The sequence below is a fragment of the Ferrimonas futtsuensis DSM 18154 genome, assembly GCF_000422645.1.
Classification (GTDB): Bacteria; Pseudomonadota; Gammaproteobacteria; order Enterobacterales; family Shewanellaceae; genus Ferrimonas; species Ferrimonas futtsuensis.
Map to the genome: position 1 here is coordinate 202310 of NZ_AUGL01000009.1, position 15828 is coordinate 218137.

Below are 15828 nucleotides of genomic sequence, written 5' to 3' on the forward strand. Positions count from 1 at the left end.
TTGGGTGTACCATTGTCCGCCACGATTTGGAGTCAACGATGCGACTGGACAGATACCTCAGTAAAACCCTGAGAGTAAGCAACAAGCAGGTGAAACTCTGGCTGGAGAGTGGTCAGGTTGCCCTGGACAATAGCCCCTGCGCTCAGGGGGAGGTTGTGATCAACCGCTTCAGCCGCATCCGGGTTGACGGCAGGCTGCTGCCCCACGACACCCCGCTCTACCTGCTGATGCACAAACCGGCCGGCGTGCTCAGTGCCACCAAGGACAGGCAACACACCACCGCCATCGACCTGGTTAAGGCCCAATATCCGCAACTGGACACCAGCGATGTTCACCTGGCGGGACGCCTGGACCGGGCCACCACCGGCCTGCTGCTGCTGACCAACGACGGCGCCTGGTCCAAGGCGTTGACCCGTCCGGAGCAGAAGATCCCTAAAACCTATCTGGTGACCACGGAGCAGCCCATCCCCGGTGAGGCCAGGGACCGCTTTGCCAAGGGAGTCTGGTTTGAGAGAGAGGGCGTGACAACGGCGCCGGCCCAGCTGCAACAGCTCTCAAGCAACCAGGCCAGGCTGACCATCTACGAGGGGATGCACCACCAGGTAAAGCGTATGTTCGCCCTGTACCACAACCCTGTGGTGGCCCTGCACCGGGAGCGGATGGGCAACATCGCCCTGGAGCCGCAACTGGCCGAGGGCCAGTGCCGGCCCCTGTCCCGACAGGAGATAGAGGGAGTCTAAGGACCAGGGCGGCCCTTGCAGTAGAGAGGCTGATCAAAATGAGGGGAGCTCAGCGCCCCCGTGCTCTTAACAAGATTGATGCTGAGCAGCAGATCCACCGGATTATCCTGACCAGGATGGTTCCACTTGAGCTGTTCCCCCAACACCACCAGAAATGGAGAGCGCGCCAGCACCCTGCCCTGCCCCTCCCAGCAACCTGTGTAGGCGCACACAGTCAGTTCACCGGCATCCGACACACTGATGCTAAGGGGGGTAAAATCCTCTCCCTGGAGCAGTACACAGCCGTCACCGCTGCAGCCGGACTCAAAGTCATTGGAGCAGGACCAGTCCGCCAGCACCGACGGTGAGCTCAACAAAACCAGGCCAAGCACGGCGCTTCTTACCGATTCAATATTCACAGGGATCGATCACCCATTGACCCCGACACTGAACCCAGTCCCCTTCGGCGGCGGGAATCTGGAAATCACCCAGCTCGTTGTCGGTTTTTACCGGTATGACGGAATCGATGAGGTACTCCACATCACCGTCACTGTTCAGCCTGGCACCCAGATAGACCCCGGTGATGTGCGGCCCGAGGGCGCGTTCCCGCGCCTCTGTCGGCAACACCTCACCGTGCCACAGGGTCAGGCGGGCGCGGCGCTCCTGCTCCAGGGGAAAGGCACGGCTTATCTGCTCTTCGCTGCCCAGGCAGTAGCAATCCAGGCTCACCCCATGATCCAGCAGGTCCACCCGAATCAACCCGTCGTTGCCGCAATCACACGGCACCAGAGCCCTGGCCACCACTCGATGGCTCACAGCACAGCCCCTTCAATCACTGCACATTCCCCACAACCCGGAATTCTGTCATCGTGTAATCGAGGAAGTTCGCAATGATCACTTCACCCTTATAGTGATACTCTGACCAGCCCTCTGCATATCCCCCCATCGCATCACCACCCGCCATTTTGGGGTACCCCATCAGGGACATGACACCGCAGGGGCTCATCCCTATCATGATCTTGTCTGACCGGATCGCCTGGATGTCAGTCTCATTCCACATCTCGCGCTCTTTGGCCATGGCCAGGAACCGGTCGAACTCAGCCAGGGTCAATTTTTCACGCATCTGACGCTCGCCAAACGCCTCACAGCTAAAAGAGGGGCTTAACTTGGCAAAATCGATGCCATCAAACTCTAAAGAGACGGATTCCGGTTCAGGCTGTTCAACCACCTCCTCCACTCCAAGGCAGAGACCATCTTCGCTATAAGAGGAACACTGCCACTCCTTCTCCTTAAACCTCACCTTCTCGGGCGTCCATATACGGTTCTTCTTATGGAATACGCCGGGAATGGGTTTGTCCTGGCTGGCCAGCTCCTTGGCTTTTCTGGCTTGCTCTTTTAGCTCCATCTGCTCTAACTCTTTCGGAGGAATCACTTCCACGCCGCTGCAGGTGCCATCTTCCCGATAGTGGACACAACGCCAATATTGGTCGTTCCAGATGATCTTTTCGGGGTTCCACATTCGCTTATTATTGAAAACACAGGCACAAGGAGCGTCATCCGGGTTCTCAATCTTGTAGTTGCCCCTTTTGGATGTCTCGTTGGTCTTTTGGGGTGTCTCGTAAGTCTTCTGGGATGTCTCGTTGGTCTTTTTTAAGTCATCGAAGAAGGTCACCTCATCCTCGGGCACCTTCTCCACCGACACACAACTGCCATCGGAACGATAGCGACTGCAGCGCCAGAAGGTATTTTTGTAGATCACCTGTTCTTTATTGAACTTACGCTTATTGTTGAATACCTGGGTTGTCGGCTTCTCCAAGGGCGCCATGCCATCATCAGCTGCCGACGCAGTTCCTGCCATGCTGGTGACCAACAGAGACAGCAGCAGTGTCAAAAGTAGCCTCATAGATTCCTCTTTAACCCCTTGATTAACTAACAGCATTTTAACATTGGCGGGGATTTTGTTTCCGATCCGGCTTCACACATCGGCGCTCTCCCCCGGCTTCAGAATTCCGCGGCCTGATTGAGATGGCGCCACTTCATAAGCCTCTGCGCCCTATGTAATTTTTTTTCACCAAAGTCACACAAGCATCAATACTTGGATCAAAAAAACGCTACAAAGGCGGCTTAATGTGATCGTGATCACTAGCAAATGGAACCTGGTTCGCTACACTGCGTTACCTTTCCTAGATAAAGGTAGTGAACTTTCATGTCTGTATTGGTGGCCATCGCAATCACAACCGGGATCCTGTCTGCCCTATGGGGCTGGGTATCCGTGACCCTGGGTCTGCTGACCTGGGCTGGCTTTCTTGGCTGTACCAGCTACTTCGCCTCCCCCCAGGATGGCGTCAAAGGGCTGGCAACCAGCATGATCACCAATATGAGTGGTGTGTTCTGGGCCATGGTGATCATTCAGCTCTCCACAATCGCAGGAGCCGAAGTGGTGGGTTATGTGATTACTGGTGTGGTTGCCACCCTGATGTGTGTTCAAGCCAAGCAGAGCTGGTTGGGTTACATCCCCGGCACCTTTGTCGGCTGCTGCGCCACCTTTGCCGCTGGCGGCGACTGGATGGCCGTGGTGCCTGCCCTGCTGGTCGGCGGCCTGTTTGGCTTCCTGATGAAATCTACTGGCCTCTGGTTACACCAGAAAGTGAACCAGGGCCGTGCTGAACTCGAAACAGCAGAATCCAAATAACTATAAACTCTCCTGACTCTCATCTTCAGGCCGCCCCGTGCGGCCTCTTTTTTTGTTATGCCGGCTTGAGTGCCAAATCCACCGCGTCGACCACAGAAGGGACACAGGGAAACGTCAGATCAGAGCGGTCTTCATCGCCGTCGCGGTACTTGCCGGTCTGAACCAGGCAAGCCAACAGGCCCGCCCCCATGGCCCCCTCCACATCCCCCTGAACATCGTCTCCCACCATCATCACTTCCCCGGGCAACAACCCCGCTTCCGAGACCCCTTGCAAGAAGAAAGCGGGAGCAGGTTTACCGACAATCAGGGCCTGGGTGCCCGCCGCATACTCCAGGGCTCGTATAAAGGGTCCCGCATCCAGATGCATCTGACCATCGAGTTTGAAATAGCGGTTCATACCTATACCAATAAGCGGGGCGCCCTCGAGACACAGGCGAAACGCCCGGTTCAGGGCCTGATAAGTGAACCCCTCTGCTGCGTCCGCCAGCAATACGGCGTTGGGATCATCTTGAGGCAGGTCACTGAACTCTTCCATCACCCGCTCGTGAACCAGACACAAAGGCCGCCAGCCCCTGTCCAGAATCATCGCCTTGGCGGCTGAAGGAGCGGTAATGATCTGATTCAGCGTCAGGTCGAAGCCCAGCTTGGTCAGGTCGTCAAACACCTTCATCCGGGTCTTGCGAGAGGTGTTGGTGAGAAAGCGCACCTCCAGGCTGCTGGCCTGAGCCCGGGCCACCGCCGCCACGGCACCGTCGATGGCCTGATGGCCGTCGTACAGCACGCCGCTGATGTCAAAAAACAGCCCCCTAACCATGAACTCCTCCCCGGAGCTACCTCGGCAAATCCTTCTATGAGTATAAGCGCCGGCCAGAAGCAAAAACGGAGAGGGGTGGAAAAATGAACTGATTAAGGTTTAATCTCAATAGGTTGGCGTAGGAAAGCGCTGCGAGTGCCCAGACAGGAAAAGGATAGCAAACATGGCCACAGAGAAAGCGACCAGCAAAGCCCCGAATAATGAGCCCAAACCCAAGATGAGCCGGGAGGAGTACGAAGAGGAGCTGTACCAGTTGCACGCCGAGCTGGTGAAGCTTCAGTACTGGATTAAGGAGAAGGGGCTTAAGGTGGTGGTGGTGTTTGAGGGGCGCGACGCGGCAGGCAAAGGCGGAGCGATCAAACGCTTCACCGACAGGGTCAGCCCCAGGGTATTCAGGGTGGTGGCCCTGCCCGCCCCCACCGAGCGGGAGAAGAGCGAGTGGTTTGCCCAGCGCTATGTTCCTCACTTCCCCGCCGCCGGCGAGGTGGTGCTGTTTGACCGCAGCTGGTACAACCGGGCCGGGGTGGAGCGGGTGATGGAGTTCTGCACCCAGGAGCAATACGAAACCTTCCTGAAGTACACCCCCATATTCGAGCGCGCCATCGCCGACTCGGGGATCATCCTCATCAAATACTGGTTTGAGATCAGCATGGAGGAGCAGGAGCGTCGCTTTAAGGCCCGCATCAAGGACCCCAGAAAAACCTGGAAGCTGAGCCCGATGGACCTGGAGTCCTACCATCGCTGGTATGAGTACTCCCGAGCCCGCGACGCCATGTTCGCCGCCACCCACAACAAGCACGCCCCCTGGCACATCGTTCGTTCGGACGACAAGAAACGCGCCCGGCTCAACTGCATCTCCCACTTCCTCAGCCAGTTCCCCTATGAAGAGGTGGACAGAGACAAGGTGAAACTGGGTAAACGCCTACTCAACGGAGAGTATGACGATAAGGCATCCATTGCCGACTACCCCTTCATCAAGGAGCCGTTCTGACGGTCAAGCCGGGGCAGCCTCAGTTGGCCGTGCCATACCAGATGAGCGCCAGGGCTTCATGGTGCTGGATAAAGTCGTTCTTATGGCTCATGTAACGCTGGATGTCGTGTTGGCACATCGCCGCCCCCTCCAACTTGATGTCGCCATACTCTCTGGCGACATCCGGGTGAGCCCGCAGGTAGTCCCGAAACGCCAGGTGACGACGAATGTCGGGGCTGCCAACTTGATAGCAGTGCAGGTGGTGACTGCGCTGTGCTCCGCCTTTTTGAAAGTAGCGCCGTCCGCTAATGCCAAACTCCCCTTTCGCCAGATATCCCAACGCCTCCAGCCTGTGGCTGACTTCATCCAGCTCGGTAAGAGAGGACACCTGCATCAGCATGTCGATCACCGGCTTGGCCGCCAGTGCGGGGACAGCCGTACTGCCAATGTGGTGCAACCTGGCCCCACCCAACCTCAGAAGCGCGGTGATGCTGTCAGCTTCCTGCTGAAACTGCACCGGCCAGGCCCGGCAATAGGGCACGACGATGATCTCACGGCTGACCATGCTGCCCCTTAGCGCGATGTGACCAAGATGACCGGGTCAGTTTCCGTCCCTGACCATCACGCCAACCATCGATCTCCGGAGTAGAAAGCAGATAGGCATGAAAATTGATGATGCCCAGAGTCCGCCGAATACGCTCGGCCCAAAACAACCCCGCCAAGGCACCGGCGCCGCCCACCCCATACACCAGGGTCATAGAGGGAAGCTGCTCGACCACAGAGGCACCAAGCAGCAACAGAAGAAGGCATAACAGCGTGGGCGAAAGCACGATATGCAGATAGAGCCATGCTACCAGCAGATAGCCTTGACCACAGAGCAGCGCTTCAGCCACTCGATAGAGACGACTCATAGATACTAATGCTCCAAGGGGAAAATCTCGGTACAGGGGGTGTCTAAAGCACTCAATTGCCTCAGCCCTGCTCCTCAGATATGAATTTGTTGGCCAGCTGACGAATCAGCTCGTTGCGAAGCCGGTCATGAATACCGAAGACCCGCGGCATGTTTCCCGGGTACCAGGAGACATTCTCCAGGATCACCAGGGTCACCTGATGCTGCGGGTAGTAACTCATGGTGGCGATGTACCCTGGCACATAGCCACTGTGGCTGTACTCGAGGCCCGCGTCGGTCTCAGCCACCTGAAGCCCGGCTGCATAGCCCAGCTTGCCCCAACGGTGCTGACGGGTGGAAGTGGGAATCAGCATGTGCCCATTCTCTGCCAGCACCCTGTCCGACTGATACAGGCAGCGATTCCAGGCTGCCAGGTCCGGCGCACTGGATACGATTCCGCCACTGGGCACCGACGCCCGCGGCAGTGAGTGCGCCACCGCCACCAGGGTGCCATCCTGCCGCTCTGTCTGTCCGGGCGCCAGGTTGGCAGCTGTGCTCAGCGGGCGCCGCTGATCCGGCGCAAAGCTGTGGTTCATCTCACACAGACGAAACAGCGCCATCGCCTGATCGGCATAGGGGCGCTTACCAACTTTCTCGATGATCTGCCCCAGCAGATCGTATCCCAGGTTGGAATAACGGAACTGCCCGGGCTGCTCGGCCAAAGGCTTGCTCAGGGCGATAATGCCACTGGTGTGATTGAGCATCTGTCCCAGGGTGAGGCGTCCCTGCCACTCTTCGGGCAGCTCAGGCAGGTACTGCTCTGGGCGATCGGTCAGGCTTACCCTGCCCTGCTCCACCTGACGCAGCAGCAATGCGGCGGTGATCTGCTTGCTCAATGAGCCGATGACAAATTGCTGGCTGGCGTTGTTGGAAGAGGCAAGCATCAGTCCAGTCGCCCCTGTAGGGCTGATCAGCACTTCGGCAGCAAAGGGGCGCTCAATTTCCGTTTGCATCACAAGATGAAAAGGCCGGCTGCTCAGCCAGGAGGAGGCATGGCTGCCGGTGGTCACCAGCAGCAAAAGCCAGGACAAGCGCCTGGCCCGATATCGTAGTCGAGCAATTAACACATCAGGCACTCAGGGTTTGGTGGTTGGCAAAATAGACCGCTTCCAGAAACAGGGAGTCGCTATTGCCCTCTTCGTTGTGCATCTCTTTGAGAATCCCGCCGAACAGGGTGTAAGTTTCCGGCAGCTTCTCTTCACTGTGAGCATGAGCCACTACGAACTCCCGCTCACTCTGAGTGTCCCGAACCTGATAAACATCGTACTGGTCGACTATGGGGATCATGGTAAAGGTGTTCACCGTACCGGCGGCAATGGGCACCAGAATCATGCCGCCGAAATTCTCCATGGACTTCACCAGCCTGGGTACGCCGCCGATGATGGCGGGCTCTCCGGCCCGACCCTCCACTTTGGCCTGCACCGGAGTATATTTATGGGGTTTATGCGTCTGATAGTCTTGCTGCAGTTCCTCACTGAGACTGCGCCGCAGTGCAACCACCTCCTCCGGTGCCAGTTCGGAGAGCGCCATGTCCAGATAGAGAAACATGGTCTGGGAATCGCTGAACACCCCGGCCACCTTAGCCAGCTCGGCCTGCTCCACCACCCCATCATCGGCCTCGGTAAGGATGTTGTAGAAGCGGCCACCGTTATCCAGGTCCGCCAGGGCTTCCTTAAGGGAGCTGTAAGTAATGATTGCCTTCACTTTTCTCTCCTGTTCCTTGGAATTCACCTTTGGTTAGGGTCATTGTGGCAGCCTCTTAGCCAGAACCAAACCACTGATGTCATTCCAGCTTCCTGGCGAAGCGCTTACCTCTGCAGCGGTGTCACAGAGCACGACTCAGTTGCAGGCACAGGCCAGCTGACCATTTTCCTGCACCCACTCGGTGTAGTTACCCTCTCCACACTCATGTTTGATGATCTGACAGCTGCCAGCATTGCGAGAGTATGACTTGCCGGTCACCATCTCTAACACCATATCCTGGGTTTGCTGTTCAAAAGGCTGAGAGGAACATCCCGCCAACAACAGACTGGGCAACAGCACTAGATATTTCATTGATTCATCCTGAATTCAATCAGTTGAAGCGAGACCACAGTAATCTTGATCATATCAGTGACTGTAGCCAAGCATTGGCAGTAACACCAATCATCAGACCCATTACCCCAATCACCAGCCACCGACCTGCCCGGCTGCCAGCATGAGTGCGGGACAACAGGTAACCCTGCATCAACAGGGCAATATAGCCCCAGTGATGGTATCTGAAGGAGCCTCCAGCCTTGGTTTTGCCCCTCCGTTCCATGGTTCTCTTAATCCATTAAGCCAGCTCAAAGAGAGAGCTTAAAGCCTTCGTGACTGGCGACAAATCCCAACTTCTCGTAGAAGCGAATGGCATCCGGCCGCTGCTTATCACTGGTCAACTGCACCATGGCACACCCCTGCCGACGCGCCCGTACGATGGCATGTTCAAACATCTGCTCGCCGCAGCCTTTGCCCCGATACTCAGAGGCGATGCGCACCCCCTCCACCAGACAGCGCCAACTGCCCCGATGCGTCAGACAGGGAATAAAGGTAAGCTGCAGCATCCCCACCAACTGTCCCTGACAGGTGGCCACCAGAAGCAGGTTATTGTCGTCCCTCTCTATCGCCTCAAATGCCTTGAGGTAACTCTCAGGCAGGGGATGTACGTTGTGCTCTCGTTGTTGCCCCAGGGCGTCATCGGCCAGCAGAGCGACCAGCGACTCCAGATCGCCCTTCTCGGCGGGCCTGAACTGCAAGTCCAATTTGCTCATTTCAACGGATACCTCGCTGAGCACGGGCAGAAATTCAATCTGACCATGCTTCAAAGCGGTTTTCAAAATCAAACACCTGATAGGGCGGAACCTGGCCGTTGAGCATCACCGGAAGGTGAATCTCGCTGCGATCACCGCCGTCGCACTCTGGGGGCCACACCATCCAGCTGACATGGTAGTACCACCAGCCATTGGGGCCAGAGCGCTTCAGGGCACAGGCACTGAAGCTTGGCTCGGCGTAAGGGAAATCAGCGAGCATCTCGGCCAGCGCCTGCCCGGAAGCCGCTATCGCCTCCCTGGGGGACAGTGGCGGAAACGGTGCCTCCTCTGCCCAGGCGGGGGTGTCCGCCCCCTGTTCAGGCCCAATGGAGAACTTAAACAGCAGGGTTTCAAAATAGTAGGAATAGAGTTTGATCATGACGATTCCTCCTCACTCGACGCCCCATTGCTCCCCTGCCTCAAAGCAGCTTAATGGTGCCCACGGCGGTTCAGAAAGCCATCCGCCTCAGGACTCAAGTAGAGATAGATACAAAAGAAGGCCCAGAATATCAGAAGCAACAACGGCACCAACACAGCAAACCGGGTGATCAGCTCAGCGGCAGGCTCGACGGATGGGCCAATGACCGTTCTGGTCAACGCAATCAATGAGACGAGCACAGTGAACAGACATGAAATTCTGAGCGCTCGTTTGGGAATGGTTTTATCCCACATAACACCTCTTTTGCGACTACAGGATTGGCAAAAAACACAGACTGTTGATCGGCCTTACTCCACCACCTGATACAGCGGCTCCAGCATATCTTTGAAGGTGACACCGTTTACCACCCATTTATCATTGGGACGATAGAAGCTCACCTGCCAATAGATGGCGTGGTTTTGAAACTTGTGCAGGTAATAATGTCTGACGAAAGAATCGCCAATCTTTTCGGTGCGTACGTGCTCATACCCGGTAGGCTGACCAAAGCGCTGTTCGACAATAGGCCACTGGGTACGAATCTGATTAGCCAGGCCGTCAATTTCGACTTCAGGCAGAGGCCAAAGAGGCTTCACCAAAGCCAAGCCTTGGTCGAACTCATTTTTTAGGAAGTGCTTCACCATATTTTCGGACAGCGTCTTGGTATCCTCAATGGTGTTTAACGGGCTGGCGATACCAGAGAACGAAACAAACAGGAACAGAATAGGAATAAGTGTCTTCATAGCGATCTCAGCGTAAATATATGGGACTATGTGCGAACCGCTTACGGATTGCCCTCAAGCGGTTACTGATGTGACTTACAGTCTGCAATCAAGCTTGGTTTGCTGTTTACAGTACTGCTCAACCTGTTCTGCCGACTCTTCACCCATGCAGAAGTCCAGCCTTACCAGCCGCTTGTTTTCCACCATTGGCTCTGCCTCGGAGACGGGAAGCCATTCCCACCTGCGCACCATCTTTCTGCCGTGGATGCCAAGCTCCCGCTTTGGAATCGACTCGACAATCTCGATGTTCTCGGCCTTGCCCTCTGCTGAGATATCAAAGGAGAGCACAGCACAACCACGCCCCTTAAGACGGGCCAGTTCAATGGGGAACAACACTTCCTCCTGCGGATCCCGCATCCATTTGGCGCCTTGCTCGGGCGCCAGATCAGACACCTGAACATCAAGAAAAATTTGAGTATTTGCTGCACCGGCACCAAAGCTCATCATTGCCGCCAAGGCAAAAAGTAAAAACTTCATCAACATCTCCATGTCAAAACTCAATGCCAGTAACCAATCGGCCACTGCCTCATACCAAGAGCTAAAGTTGCTCTCTGCCGGCTATTGAGCCAGCCTCTTTTCGGTCAGGCTCAGGCGTTCATGAGAGCTGTACACCTGCAACCTGACCTCCTGCTTTATCAGGTAAACATCCAACTCCACAGAGAACAGCCCTGAAAGTGGGAAGACCTCCAGAACCCCTTCGTCCCCGAGGTTGGCAGACATCAGGGCTGTCTTGCCAGTGGCGATAAAGCTTCTATCGCAGTCTCTCAGGTCTCCATCCACATAGAGTTTGGCCCCACGCAACCATGAGTTGGTTACCCTGATATCATGGCCCTTCACCTTGAAACTAAACTCTTTTCTCATTCCATACTCCTTAAAAGAATGACTGCGGTACGCAGATTAATCGATGCCACTACACTATTGGCAATGTATCTGGGATAGATAAGTACTCTAGAAGAACTGAACACTTACCCGGCAATGGAAAAGCGGTATACCCGTCCCTTTATCAACTCAAAGTGAGGATCAACCCACTCTTCGATGACTGACTCAGCACCGGGCCGAACAACAAACACCCCTTCTGAAGTAACCCAAAAGCTAGACAACTCGATGTACACCCCCTCGTCGGTTACAAAGACGGATTCAGGTTCCAACTCAGACATTGTCTTGGGTATGGGGGTGATAGGCATGCCTGGCAACTCGTCGCTAGTCTGCATCAACACCAGGGCCTCAGCCTCAATACCAGCCAACTGGGCATCGCTTAACCGCTCGTCTGGACGATTCCCCAAAAGATAAAATCCAGTAATCAGAGCAGCGATGAAAATGACTTTCTTCATAAGCCCCCAGGAAAAGAGAAACACTCTATTCTGAATGAGAAGTTAAGGAACAAACACCATCTCAATCTCAAAACGGTACCTCTGTTTGGACTCAAACTGTATCGCCTCACTAAGGTATGACCTCGTTGTGTAGTGGTTTAATGATCCCGGCTACACTTGCGAAGCACGAGCTGAGCCGGGCTGGCTGAAATCCGCCTACATTGCATTGTTAAGTGCTTTTGCCTAATCACTTTTTCGAGATTCGTTAATTTTGATCATCATGTATAGCACTAAAAATACAAATGCCAGTATCTCTAGCAAAAGTACTGCCGCCAGAAATAGTGCTTGCTATTTGACGACACTCTTCAGACATACAGAAACCACGAGAAAATGACTGTACAGAAACACCTAGCCATATAGAAATAACAAGCAAAACTCTTTTTAAATGGCACATGGATAATCAGCACCTTAAATATAAGTTTGCATAGCAATAAGGGCTGCCACCAAAAATGCACTTAACGCCTTTAGCAGCGACGCCTAACACGTAGTTTGCTTTGTGTTAATTTTCAGCAGAGCGACAACACAAAGCAAACGGAGTGTTGGGTGTCCCAGCGCACATGTTTTTGTGCGTGATTGCTGCCTAAACTTGTTACGTGTTTTCATGGATCTTTAGTGCCATGTACTCTTTAATTGATGAAGGCCAAAGAATGACCCTATAGATATCATCCGCGGCCTCCCATCCCTCGGTTATTGAATCGAGGCCTTTGGCTAATGAAAGTGCGGCATAGGCACCCGGTTTGATTTCTATCTTTTCAGCATCAGGTAGATAGTCTGTGCAACCGAACACTGCACAACTACCAGACTTGATAGTGAAGTAACCTTTTGATGCATGATCCCACTCTTGGATATTTATATCGGGCTCACTTTCGTAGATCTCGACTTCAACAGGAACATCAACATTGCGGAACGTTCCAACTGCGAGAGTATTTGGTAATACTCCTAGTTTCAGATCGAGCGCCTCATCAGTCCATATTTCCGAAGTATCGTCATCCGCTTCAGCATCCATGATATAGACCTGAAAGTAGTCAGCGAATAACTCAAACTTATATTTCTTCATCGATGCTTCCGTGACACGTAACGCTCTACTTAGCGGGAGCAGACTGCCCGACTATACTACGCGAGGCACGATCGCAGCCGGGCTGACTGAAATCCGCCTACAGTGACTTGTTATATTACAAATATAAATAAGAGGAATCCTATTCCCATAGCTGTAAAGTAGGTCTTTCCATATGGCAAGTGCGATAAGAGCATAAAGTAGCCAAACGAGAAACATGTCAATATCAAGCTACCGAAGGCAACATCAGAGGTTGAAGCATCAGAGATAAAACCAAGTAAAGCCAACGGTACGACATGAATTGCCACCGAATAAAGTGGTTTCTCCAACTTATGAAAAGTCCATAATGCTACACCTAGAAACATTATTTCAAACAACAAGATTTTGACTCCTTCTCTTGTAATATAACGCTCCACTCAGCGGGAGCAACTTGGCTGGCTACAATCTGTGAGGCACGAGCAAGAGCCAGCCTGGTTGAAATCCGCCTGCAGCGCCTTGTTATATTTCATCTTCTACTAAGTAGATCACATTAAATTGTTTGGGTACTTCATAAGGCCAATTTAACGCAGACAAGGATTCTTTCGCTAAACTCCGGATGTTGTTCCACACCTCTGAAGTTCCGAGCATTTCGTTATCTGTATAATGCTCCCGATAACTTTCGCCACTATAGTCACTCAAGTATTTATCTAACTTCTCCAAAGCAAACAGCGCCTTTTTGTTCAAAGTAGACCTATCAGCGCTGTCCCAAGCTTCGCCAAACTCGTTCACCATTTCATCACCTTTACAGGCAAAGTCAGGAAAAAGGCTTGTTTGAATGTACGATTCAGAGGCTAGTACTAGCAGTGTTCTCTTCAAATCAACCATAGAAATATAACGCTCCGCTCAGCGGAAGCAGTTTGGTTGGCTAAAATCAGCGAGGCACGAGCAACAGTCAACCAAACGATCGCGATCCGCCTGTAGCGGCTTGTTATGTGTTTTCATCGACTAACCTTTGAACTAGCTCTTCAGAAGGTTTAAATGGCGCTGCCAGATAGTTGATAAAGTCCGGTTTATCTTCAAGTTCAAGCTCTGCCCAGATACCATCGTAATCTTCAGTGATTCGTTTAGTTATAGTTTCTACTATGTATGGGTGCTCATCCGCAAACAGCCACTCATCCCAGTCTGTTTCATCATCACTTTCTTTGAGCAAGGCGACAACTCTATTGGCCAAGTCAACCACATGCGAACCACGCCTAACATCCAAGTCACGCGGTTTCTGATTGAATCTCGCCTCTACTATCACACGATGGAGTGATAACAACTCGTAGAAATTATCTATTACTAATGGTTTCTTCAGTCTACTCATAAGTACACATAACGCCCCGCCTAAGCGGCGCAAAACAATGCTTGGCTACAATCAGCGAGGTACGAGCGCAAGCCAAGCGTTTTGCGTCCGTGTTTTGAGGCAATTGTTAGGAGTTCTCTACTTCAGAGCCACCTTACATTCCTTGCACTCAACCCTGGTCCACCCTCCACCAGGGAATTGATTGCAGGCCGGGCAACGCCATACTTTCTTGGCGAAAATGATGTAAGCCACAAAACCCAAGATCATCGGTAACAATGCCGTTTCGTAACTCATTCCCAGAAATGCATCAAGGTCAGTGAAGCCCAAAATCAAGCGAGGAAAAGACAGCAAGATCATCACGAGGCTAGCCAATTTTGCTTTCCATAGAATCTTGACGTAATCAGCCTTAACATTCTGCTTCGCTTGCTTGTTTTCCACTTGATACTCCTAACGCCCCGCCTAAGCGGCGCAAAACGGTGCTTGGCTACAATCTGCGAGGTACGAGCACAAGCCAAGCATTTTGCGTCCGTCTCTTAAGGCACTTGTTATGTTCCAGAGGTTACTCGGTACCTTCAGGAAATTGAGGTTGCCTGCACTCCTTACGGCGCAATATCTCCTCACGCTTGTATGTGCGCTTCTTCATGAGATCTTCGACATCAGAGTCGTTTTCGGCAAACATCTCATCCACGGTTGTCTTCGACTTGCCACGAAAGACTCCTCTTACCGTTTTGTGAATGCTTCTACTCATATCAACACCCTGTGAAACATAACGCTCCACTTAGCGGGAGCAGGCTGCCCGGCTATACTCCGCGAGGCACGAGCGCAGCCGGGCTGGCTGAAATCCGCCTACAGTGTCTTGTTAGATGTCAGAGCCAGGCTTATCTGCATCAGGATTAAAGAATAAGTAGACAATAAACACCATCCACATTGTTAGAAAAATCGCTATTAGACTCGTTAGTGTGCGAATAACGACTTCTACAAAAGTTCCTACTGCACCATTTATCAACACTTTCAAGAGAACAAAGATAAACATGACCATTGTTGAAATTGCCGCGTACTTTAAAGCTCTTCTGGACAAGGATTTACGATCCATATTCCTCTCGACATCTAACGCCCCGCCTAAGCGGCGCAAAAACCATGCTTGGCTACAATCCGCGAGGTACGAGCGCAAGCCAAGCGTTTTGCGTCCGTGTGTTCAGGCGCTTGTTATAGTTTCTAATCGCCTAACCCTGATAGCTGTTCGGAATCTCTTTCTTGAAAACCATGATGCATCTCTCGACAACCTCTAAAGGGAGTGACTCCCGATAGATAGACATTGTTGTGTCACGTCGCCTGTCATCTCTGAAAATCTCAAGTACAAGTTCCTTGCCGCTATAGAGTTCAAGTCCTATACCGTCTCTTTCTTCACTCACATCAGATGCAATGATAAGCGAGTAACCCTGGATGGCTGTCACGACTCACGCCTCCGAAAAACTATAACGCTCCACTTAGCGGGAGCAGACTGCCCGGCTATACTCCGCGAGGCACGAGCGCAGCCGGGCTGGCTGAAATCCGCCTACAGTGACTTGTTATGTATTCAACAGCCGTACATACCTGCACAGATAACATTCAATAATACTGTGGAAATTATTATCACTAAGTAACCAGAAGCACTCAGCATAGTCATTTTCGAAAGCTCATAAGGTGAGTTGTTAGCCTTATTTGCCCAAAATGCCATATTTCCAATGATTACCGGAGCTGGATAAAAGATAGTCGATAACGCAAGCAAAATGGTGATCGGATTACTCATAGAACCTGGTGCATCGAACATAAAAATAGTGGCATACATCCCTACAGGCCACGCCAACAAACCAGTTACTGCGAGTACATTCACCAGAGCTAGGAAGTTCTTCATCAACTCACCTGAATACA

25 protein-coding genes are annotated in these 15828 nt (G+C 52.8%); 3 read left to right on the top strand and 22 right to left on the bottom strand.

Annotated elements, in window-relative coordinates:
• Positions 1–38 precede the first annotated feature (38 nt).
• Complete coding sequence (locus G505_RS0108160) at positions 39–740, top strand: pseudouridine synthase (protein WP_028109115.1); 702 nt, start codon at positions 39–41, stop codon at positions 738–740.
• Here G505_RS0108160 and G505_RS20990 read toward each other — a convergent pair.
• Genes G505_RS20990 through G505_RS0108175 form a run of 3 tightly spaced genes read right to left on the bottom strand, consistent with a single transcriptional unit; the run spans position 737 to position 2610 of the window.
• Complete coding sequence (locus tag G505_RS20990; protein ID WP_051215995.1) at positions 737–1111, bottom strand: hypothetical protein; 375 nt, start codon at positions 1109–1111, stop codon at positions 737–739. The genes G505_RS0108160 and G505_RS20990 overlap by 4 nt on opposite strands.
• A gap of 16 nt (positions 1112–1127) precedes the next feature.
• A complete protein-coding gene (locus tag G505_RS0108170; protein ID WP_028109116.1) occupies positions 1128–1535 on the bottom strand; it encodes a hypothetical protein in 408 nt (135 codons plus the stop codon).
• 16 nt (positions 1536–1551) lie between these two features.
• Entirely contained in the window at positions 1552–2610 is a 1059-nt protein-coding gene (locus G505_RS0108175; protein WP_157509115.1) for a hypothetical protein, read from the bottom strand.
• Between the two features lie 315 nt (positions 2611–2925).
• Here G505_RS0108175 and G505_RS0108180 point away from each other — a divergent pair, with 315 nt between their 5' ends.
• The gene (locus tag G505_RS0108180) at positions 2926–3411 is read left to right on the top strand and encodes a DUF1097 domain-containing protein (protein ID WP_028109118.1); all 486 of its coding nucleotides are present in this window, start codon (positions 2926–2928) and stop codon (positions 3409–3411) included.
• A 55-nt stretch (positions 3412–3466) separates the two neighbouring features.
• Here the strand turns inward: G505_RS0108180 and G505_RS0108185 are convergent, their stop codons facing one another.
• On the bottom strand, positions 3467–4225 hold the full coding sequence (locus G505_RS0108185; RefSeq protein WP_028109119.1) for a TIGR01458 family HAD-type hydrolase: 759 nt from the start codon (positions 4223–4225) through the stop codon (positions 3467–3469).
• A 163-nt stretch (positions 4226–4388) separates the two neighbouring features.
• Here G505_RS0108185 and ppk2 point away from each other — a divergent pair, with 163 nt between their 5' ends.
• The gene (gene ppk2 / locus G505_RS0108190; protein ID WP_028109120.1) at positions 4389–5216 is read left to right on the top strand and encodes a polyphosphate kinase 2; all 828 of its coding nucleotides are present in this window, start codon (positions 4389–4391) and stop codon (positions 5214–5216) included.
• Between the two features lie 19 nt (positions 5217–5235).
• On the opposite strand, the gene G505_RS0108195 is transcribed toward ppk2, so the two are convergent.
• From G505_RS0108195 to G505_RS23025, 18 genes are all read right to left on the bottom strand, one after another.
• The gene (locus G505_RS0108195; RefSeq protein ID WP_028109121.1) at positions 5236–5760 is read right to left on the bottom strand and encodes a GrpB family protein; all 525 of its coding nucleotides are present in this window, start codon (positions 5758–5760) and stop codon (positions 5236–5238) included.
• Complete coding sequence (locus tag G505_RS0108200; RefSeq protein ID WP_028109122.1) at positions 5747–6106, bottom strand: hypothetical protein; 360 nt, start codon at positions 6104–6106, stop codon at positions 5747–5749. The genes G505_RS0108195 and G505_RS0108200 overlap by 14 nt, the downstream gene beginning before the upstream one ends.
• A 61-nt stretch (positions 6107–6167) precedes the next feature.
• Entirely contained in the window at positions 6168–7175 is a 1008-nt protein-coding gene (locus G505_RS0108205; RefSeq protein ID WP_157509117.1) for a serine hydrolase domain-containing protein, read from the bottom strand.
• A gap of 37 nt (positions 7176–7212) precedes the next feature.
• Positions 7213–7848, bottom strand: coding sequence for a hypothetical protein (locus G505_RS23245; protein ID WP_028109124.1), 636 nt, complete (start codon positions 7846–7848; stop codon positions 7213–7215).
• 135 nt (positions 7849–7983) lie between these two features.
• Positions 7984–8199 carry a hypothetical protein gene (locus G505_RS0108215; protein WP_028109125.1) on the bottom strand — a complete coding sequence of 72 codons (216 nt, stop codon included), beginning with the start codon at positions 8197–8199 and terminating at the stop codon, positions 7984–7986.
• Positions 8200–8468: 269 nt separating this feature from the next.
• A complete protein-coding gene (locus tag G505_RS0108225) occupies positions 8469–8933 on the bottom strand; it encodes a GNAT family N-acetyltransferase (protein ID WP_211219945.1) in 465 nt (154 codons plus the stop codon).
• 34 nt (positions 8934–8967) lie between these two features.
• Complete coding sequence (locus G505_RS0108230) at positions 8968–9351, bottom strand: hypothetical protein (protein WP_028109128.1); 384 nt, start codon at positions 9349–9351, stop codon at positions 8968–8970.
• A gap of 50 nt (positions 9352–9401) precedes the next feature.
• Positions 9402–9644 carry a hypothetical protein gene (locus G505_RS0108235; protein ID WP_028109129.1) on the bottom strand — a complete coding sequence of 81 codons (243 nt, stop codon included), beginning with the start codon at positions 9642–9644 and terminating at the stop codon, positions 9402–9404.
• Between the two features lie 54 nt (positions 9645–9698).
• Positions 9699–10130, bottom strand: coding sequence for a hypothetical protein (locus G505_RS0108240; protein ID WP_028109130.1), 432 nt, complete (start codon positions 10128–10130; stop codon positions 9699–9701).
• A gap of 75 nt (positions 10131–10205) precedes the next feature.
• Positions 10206–10646 (bottom strand): energy transducer TonB, encoded by a 441-nt coding sequence (locus G505_RS0108245; protein WP_169628202.1) that lies wholly within the window; start codon positions 10644–10646, stop codon positions 10206–10208.
• A gap of 81 nt (positions 10647–10727) precedes the next feature.
• Complete coding sequence (locus G505_RS0108250) at positions 10728–11030, bottom strand: hypothetical protein (protein ID WP_028109132.1); 303 nt, start codon at positions 11028–11030, stop codon at positions 10728–10730.
• 104 nt (positions 11031–11134) lie between these two features.
• A complete protein-coding gene (locus tag G505_RS0108255; protein WP_028109133.1) occupies positions 11135–11500 on the bottom strand; it encodes a hypothetical protein in 366 nt (121 codons plus the stop codon).
• 628 nt (positions 11501–12128) lie between these two features.
• Positions 12129–12596, bottom strand: a complete 468-nt coding sequence (locus G505_RS0108260; RefSeq protein ID WP_028109134.1) for a hypothetical protein — start codon at positions 12594–12596, stop codon at positions 12129–12131.
• A gap of 495 nt (positions 12597–13091) precedes the next feature.
• Positions 13092–13457: a hypothetical protein gene (locus G505_RS0108265; RefSeq protein ID WP_157509122.1), complete on the bottom strand. Its 366-nt coding sequence runs from the start codon at positions 13455–13457 to the stop codon at positions 13092–13094.
• A gap of 103 nt (positions 13458–13560) precedes the next feature.
• Positions 13561–13938 (bottom strand): hypothetical protein, encoded by a 378-nt coding sequence (locus tag G505_RS0108270; RefSeq protein WP_028109136.1) that lies wholly within the window; start codon positions 13936–13938, stop codon positions 13561–13563.
• A gap of 117 nt (positions 13939–14055) precedes the next feature.
• Positions 14056–14355 carry a hypothetical protein gene (locus G505_RS0108275; RefSeq protein WP_028109137.1) on the bottom strand — a complete coding sequence of 100 codons (300 nt, stop codon included), beginning with the start codon at positions 14353–14355 and terminating at the stop codon, positions 14056–14058.
• A gap of 421 nt (positions 14356–14776) precedes the next feature.
• Positions 14777–15010, bottom strand: a complete 234-nt coding sequence (locus G505_RS0108285) for a hypothetical protein (RefSeq protein ID WP_157509124.1) — start codon at positions 15008–15010, stop codon at positions 14777–14779.
• 483 nt (positions 15011–15493) lie between these two features.
• On the bottom strand, positions 15494–15828 hold a 335-nt coding region (locus G505_RS23025), incomplete at its 5' end, for a hypothetical protein (protein WP_028109141.1).

Bases quoted from the DNA above. Each gene is read 5' to 3' on its own strand.
- G505_RS0108160 (WP_028109115.1), top strand. From the start codon at position 39: ATGCGACTGGACAGATACCTCAGTAAAACCCTGAGAGTAAGCAACAAG.
- G505_RS0108180 (WP_028109118.1), top strand. From the start codon at position 2,926: ATGTCTGTATTGGTGGCCATCGCAATCACAACCGGGATCCTGTCTGCC.
- G505_RS0108185 (WP_028109119.1), bottom strand. From the start codon at position 4,225: ATGGTTAGGGGGCTGTTTTTTGACATCAGCGGCGTGCTGTACGACGGC.
- ppk2 (WP_028109120.1), top strand. From the start codon at position 4,389: ATGGCCACAGAGAAAGCGACCAGCAAAGCCCCGAATAATGAGCCCAAA.
- G505_RS0108195 (WP_028109121.1), bottom strand. From the start codon at position 5,760: ATGGTCAGCCGTGAGATCATCGTCGTGCCCTATTGCCGGGCCTGGCCG.
- G505_RS0108200 (WP_028109122.1), bottom strand. From the start codon at position 6,106: ATGAGTCGTCTCTATCGAGTGGCTGAAGCGCTGCTCTGTGGTCAAGGC.
- G505_RS0108215 (WP_028109125.1), bottom strand. From the start codon at position 8,199: ATGAAATATCTAGTGCTGTTGCCCAGTCTGTTGTTGGCGGGATGTTCC.
- G505_RS0108225 (WP_211219945.1), bottom strand. From the start codon at position 8,933: ATGAGCAAATTGGACTTGCAGTTCAGGCCCGCCGAGAAGGGCGATCTG.
- G505_RS0108230 (WP_028109128.1), bottom strand. From the start codon at position 9,351: ATGATCAAACTCTATTCCTACTATTTTGAAACCCTGCTGTTTAAGTTC.
- G505_RS0108235 (WP_028109129.1), bottom strand. From the start codon at position 9,644: ATGTGGGATAAAACCATTCCCAAACGAGCGCTCAGAATTTCATGTCTG.
- G505_RS0108240 (WP_028109130.1), bottom strand. From the start codon at position 10,130: ATGAAGACACTTATTCCTATTCTGTTCCTGTTTGTTTCGTTCTCTGGT.
- G505_RS0108245 (WP_169628202.1), bottom strand. From the start codon at position 10,646: ATGAAGTTTTTACTTTTTGCCTTGGCGGCAATGATGAGCTTTGGTGCC.
- G505_RS0108250 (WP_028109132.1), bottom strand. From the start codon at position 11,030: ATGAGAAAAGAGTTTAGTTTCAAGGTGAAGGGCCATGATATCAGGGTA.
- G505_RS0108255 (WP_028109133.1), bottom strand. From the start codon at position 11,500: ATGAAGAAAGTCATTTTCATCGCTGCTCTGATTACTGGATTTTATCTT.
- G505_RS0108260 (WP_028109134.1), bottom strand. From the start codon at position 12,596: ATGAAGAAATATAAGTTTGAGTTATTCGCTGACTACTTTCAGGTCTAT.
- G505_RS0108265 (WP_157509122.1), bottom strand. From the start codon at position 13,457: ATGGTTGATTTGAAGAGAACACTGCTAGTACTAGCCTCTGAATCGTAC.
- G505_RS0108270 (WP_028109136.1), bottom strand. From the start codon at position 13,938: ATGAGTAGACTGAAGAAACCATTAGTAATAGATAATTTCTACGAGTTG.
- G505_RS0108285 (WP_157509124.1), bottom strand. From the start codon at position 15,010: ATGGATCGTAAATCCTTGTCCAGAAGAGCTTTAAAGTACGCGGCAATT.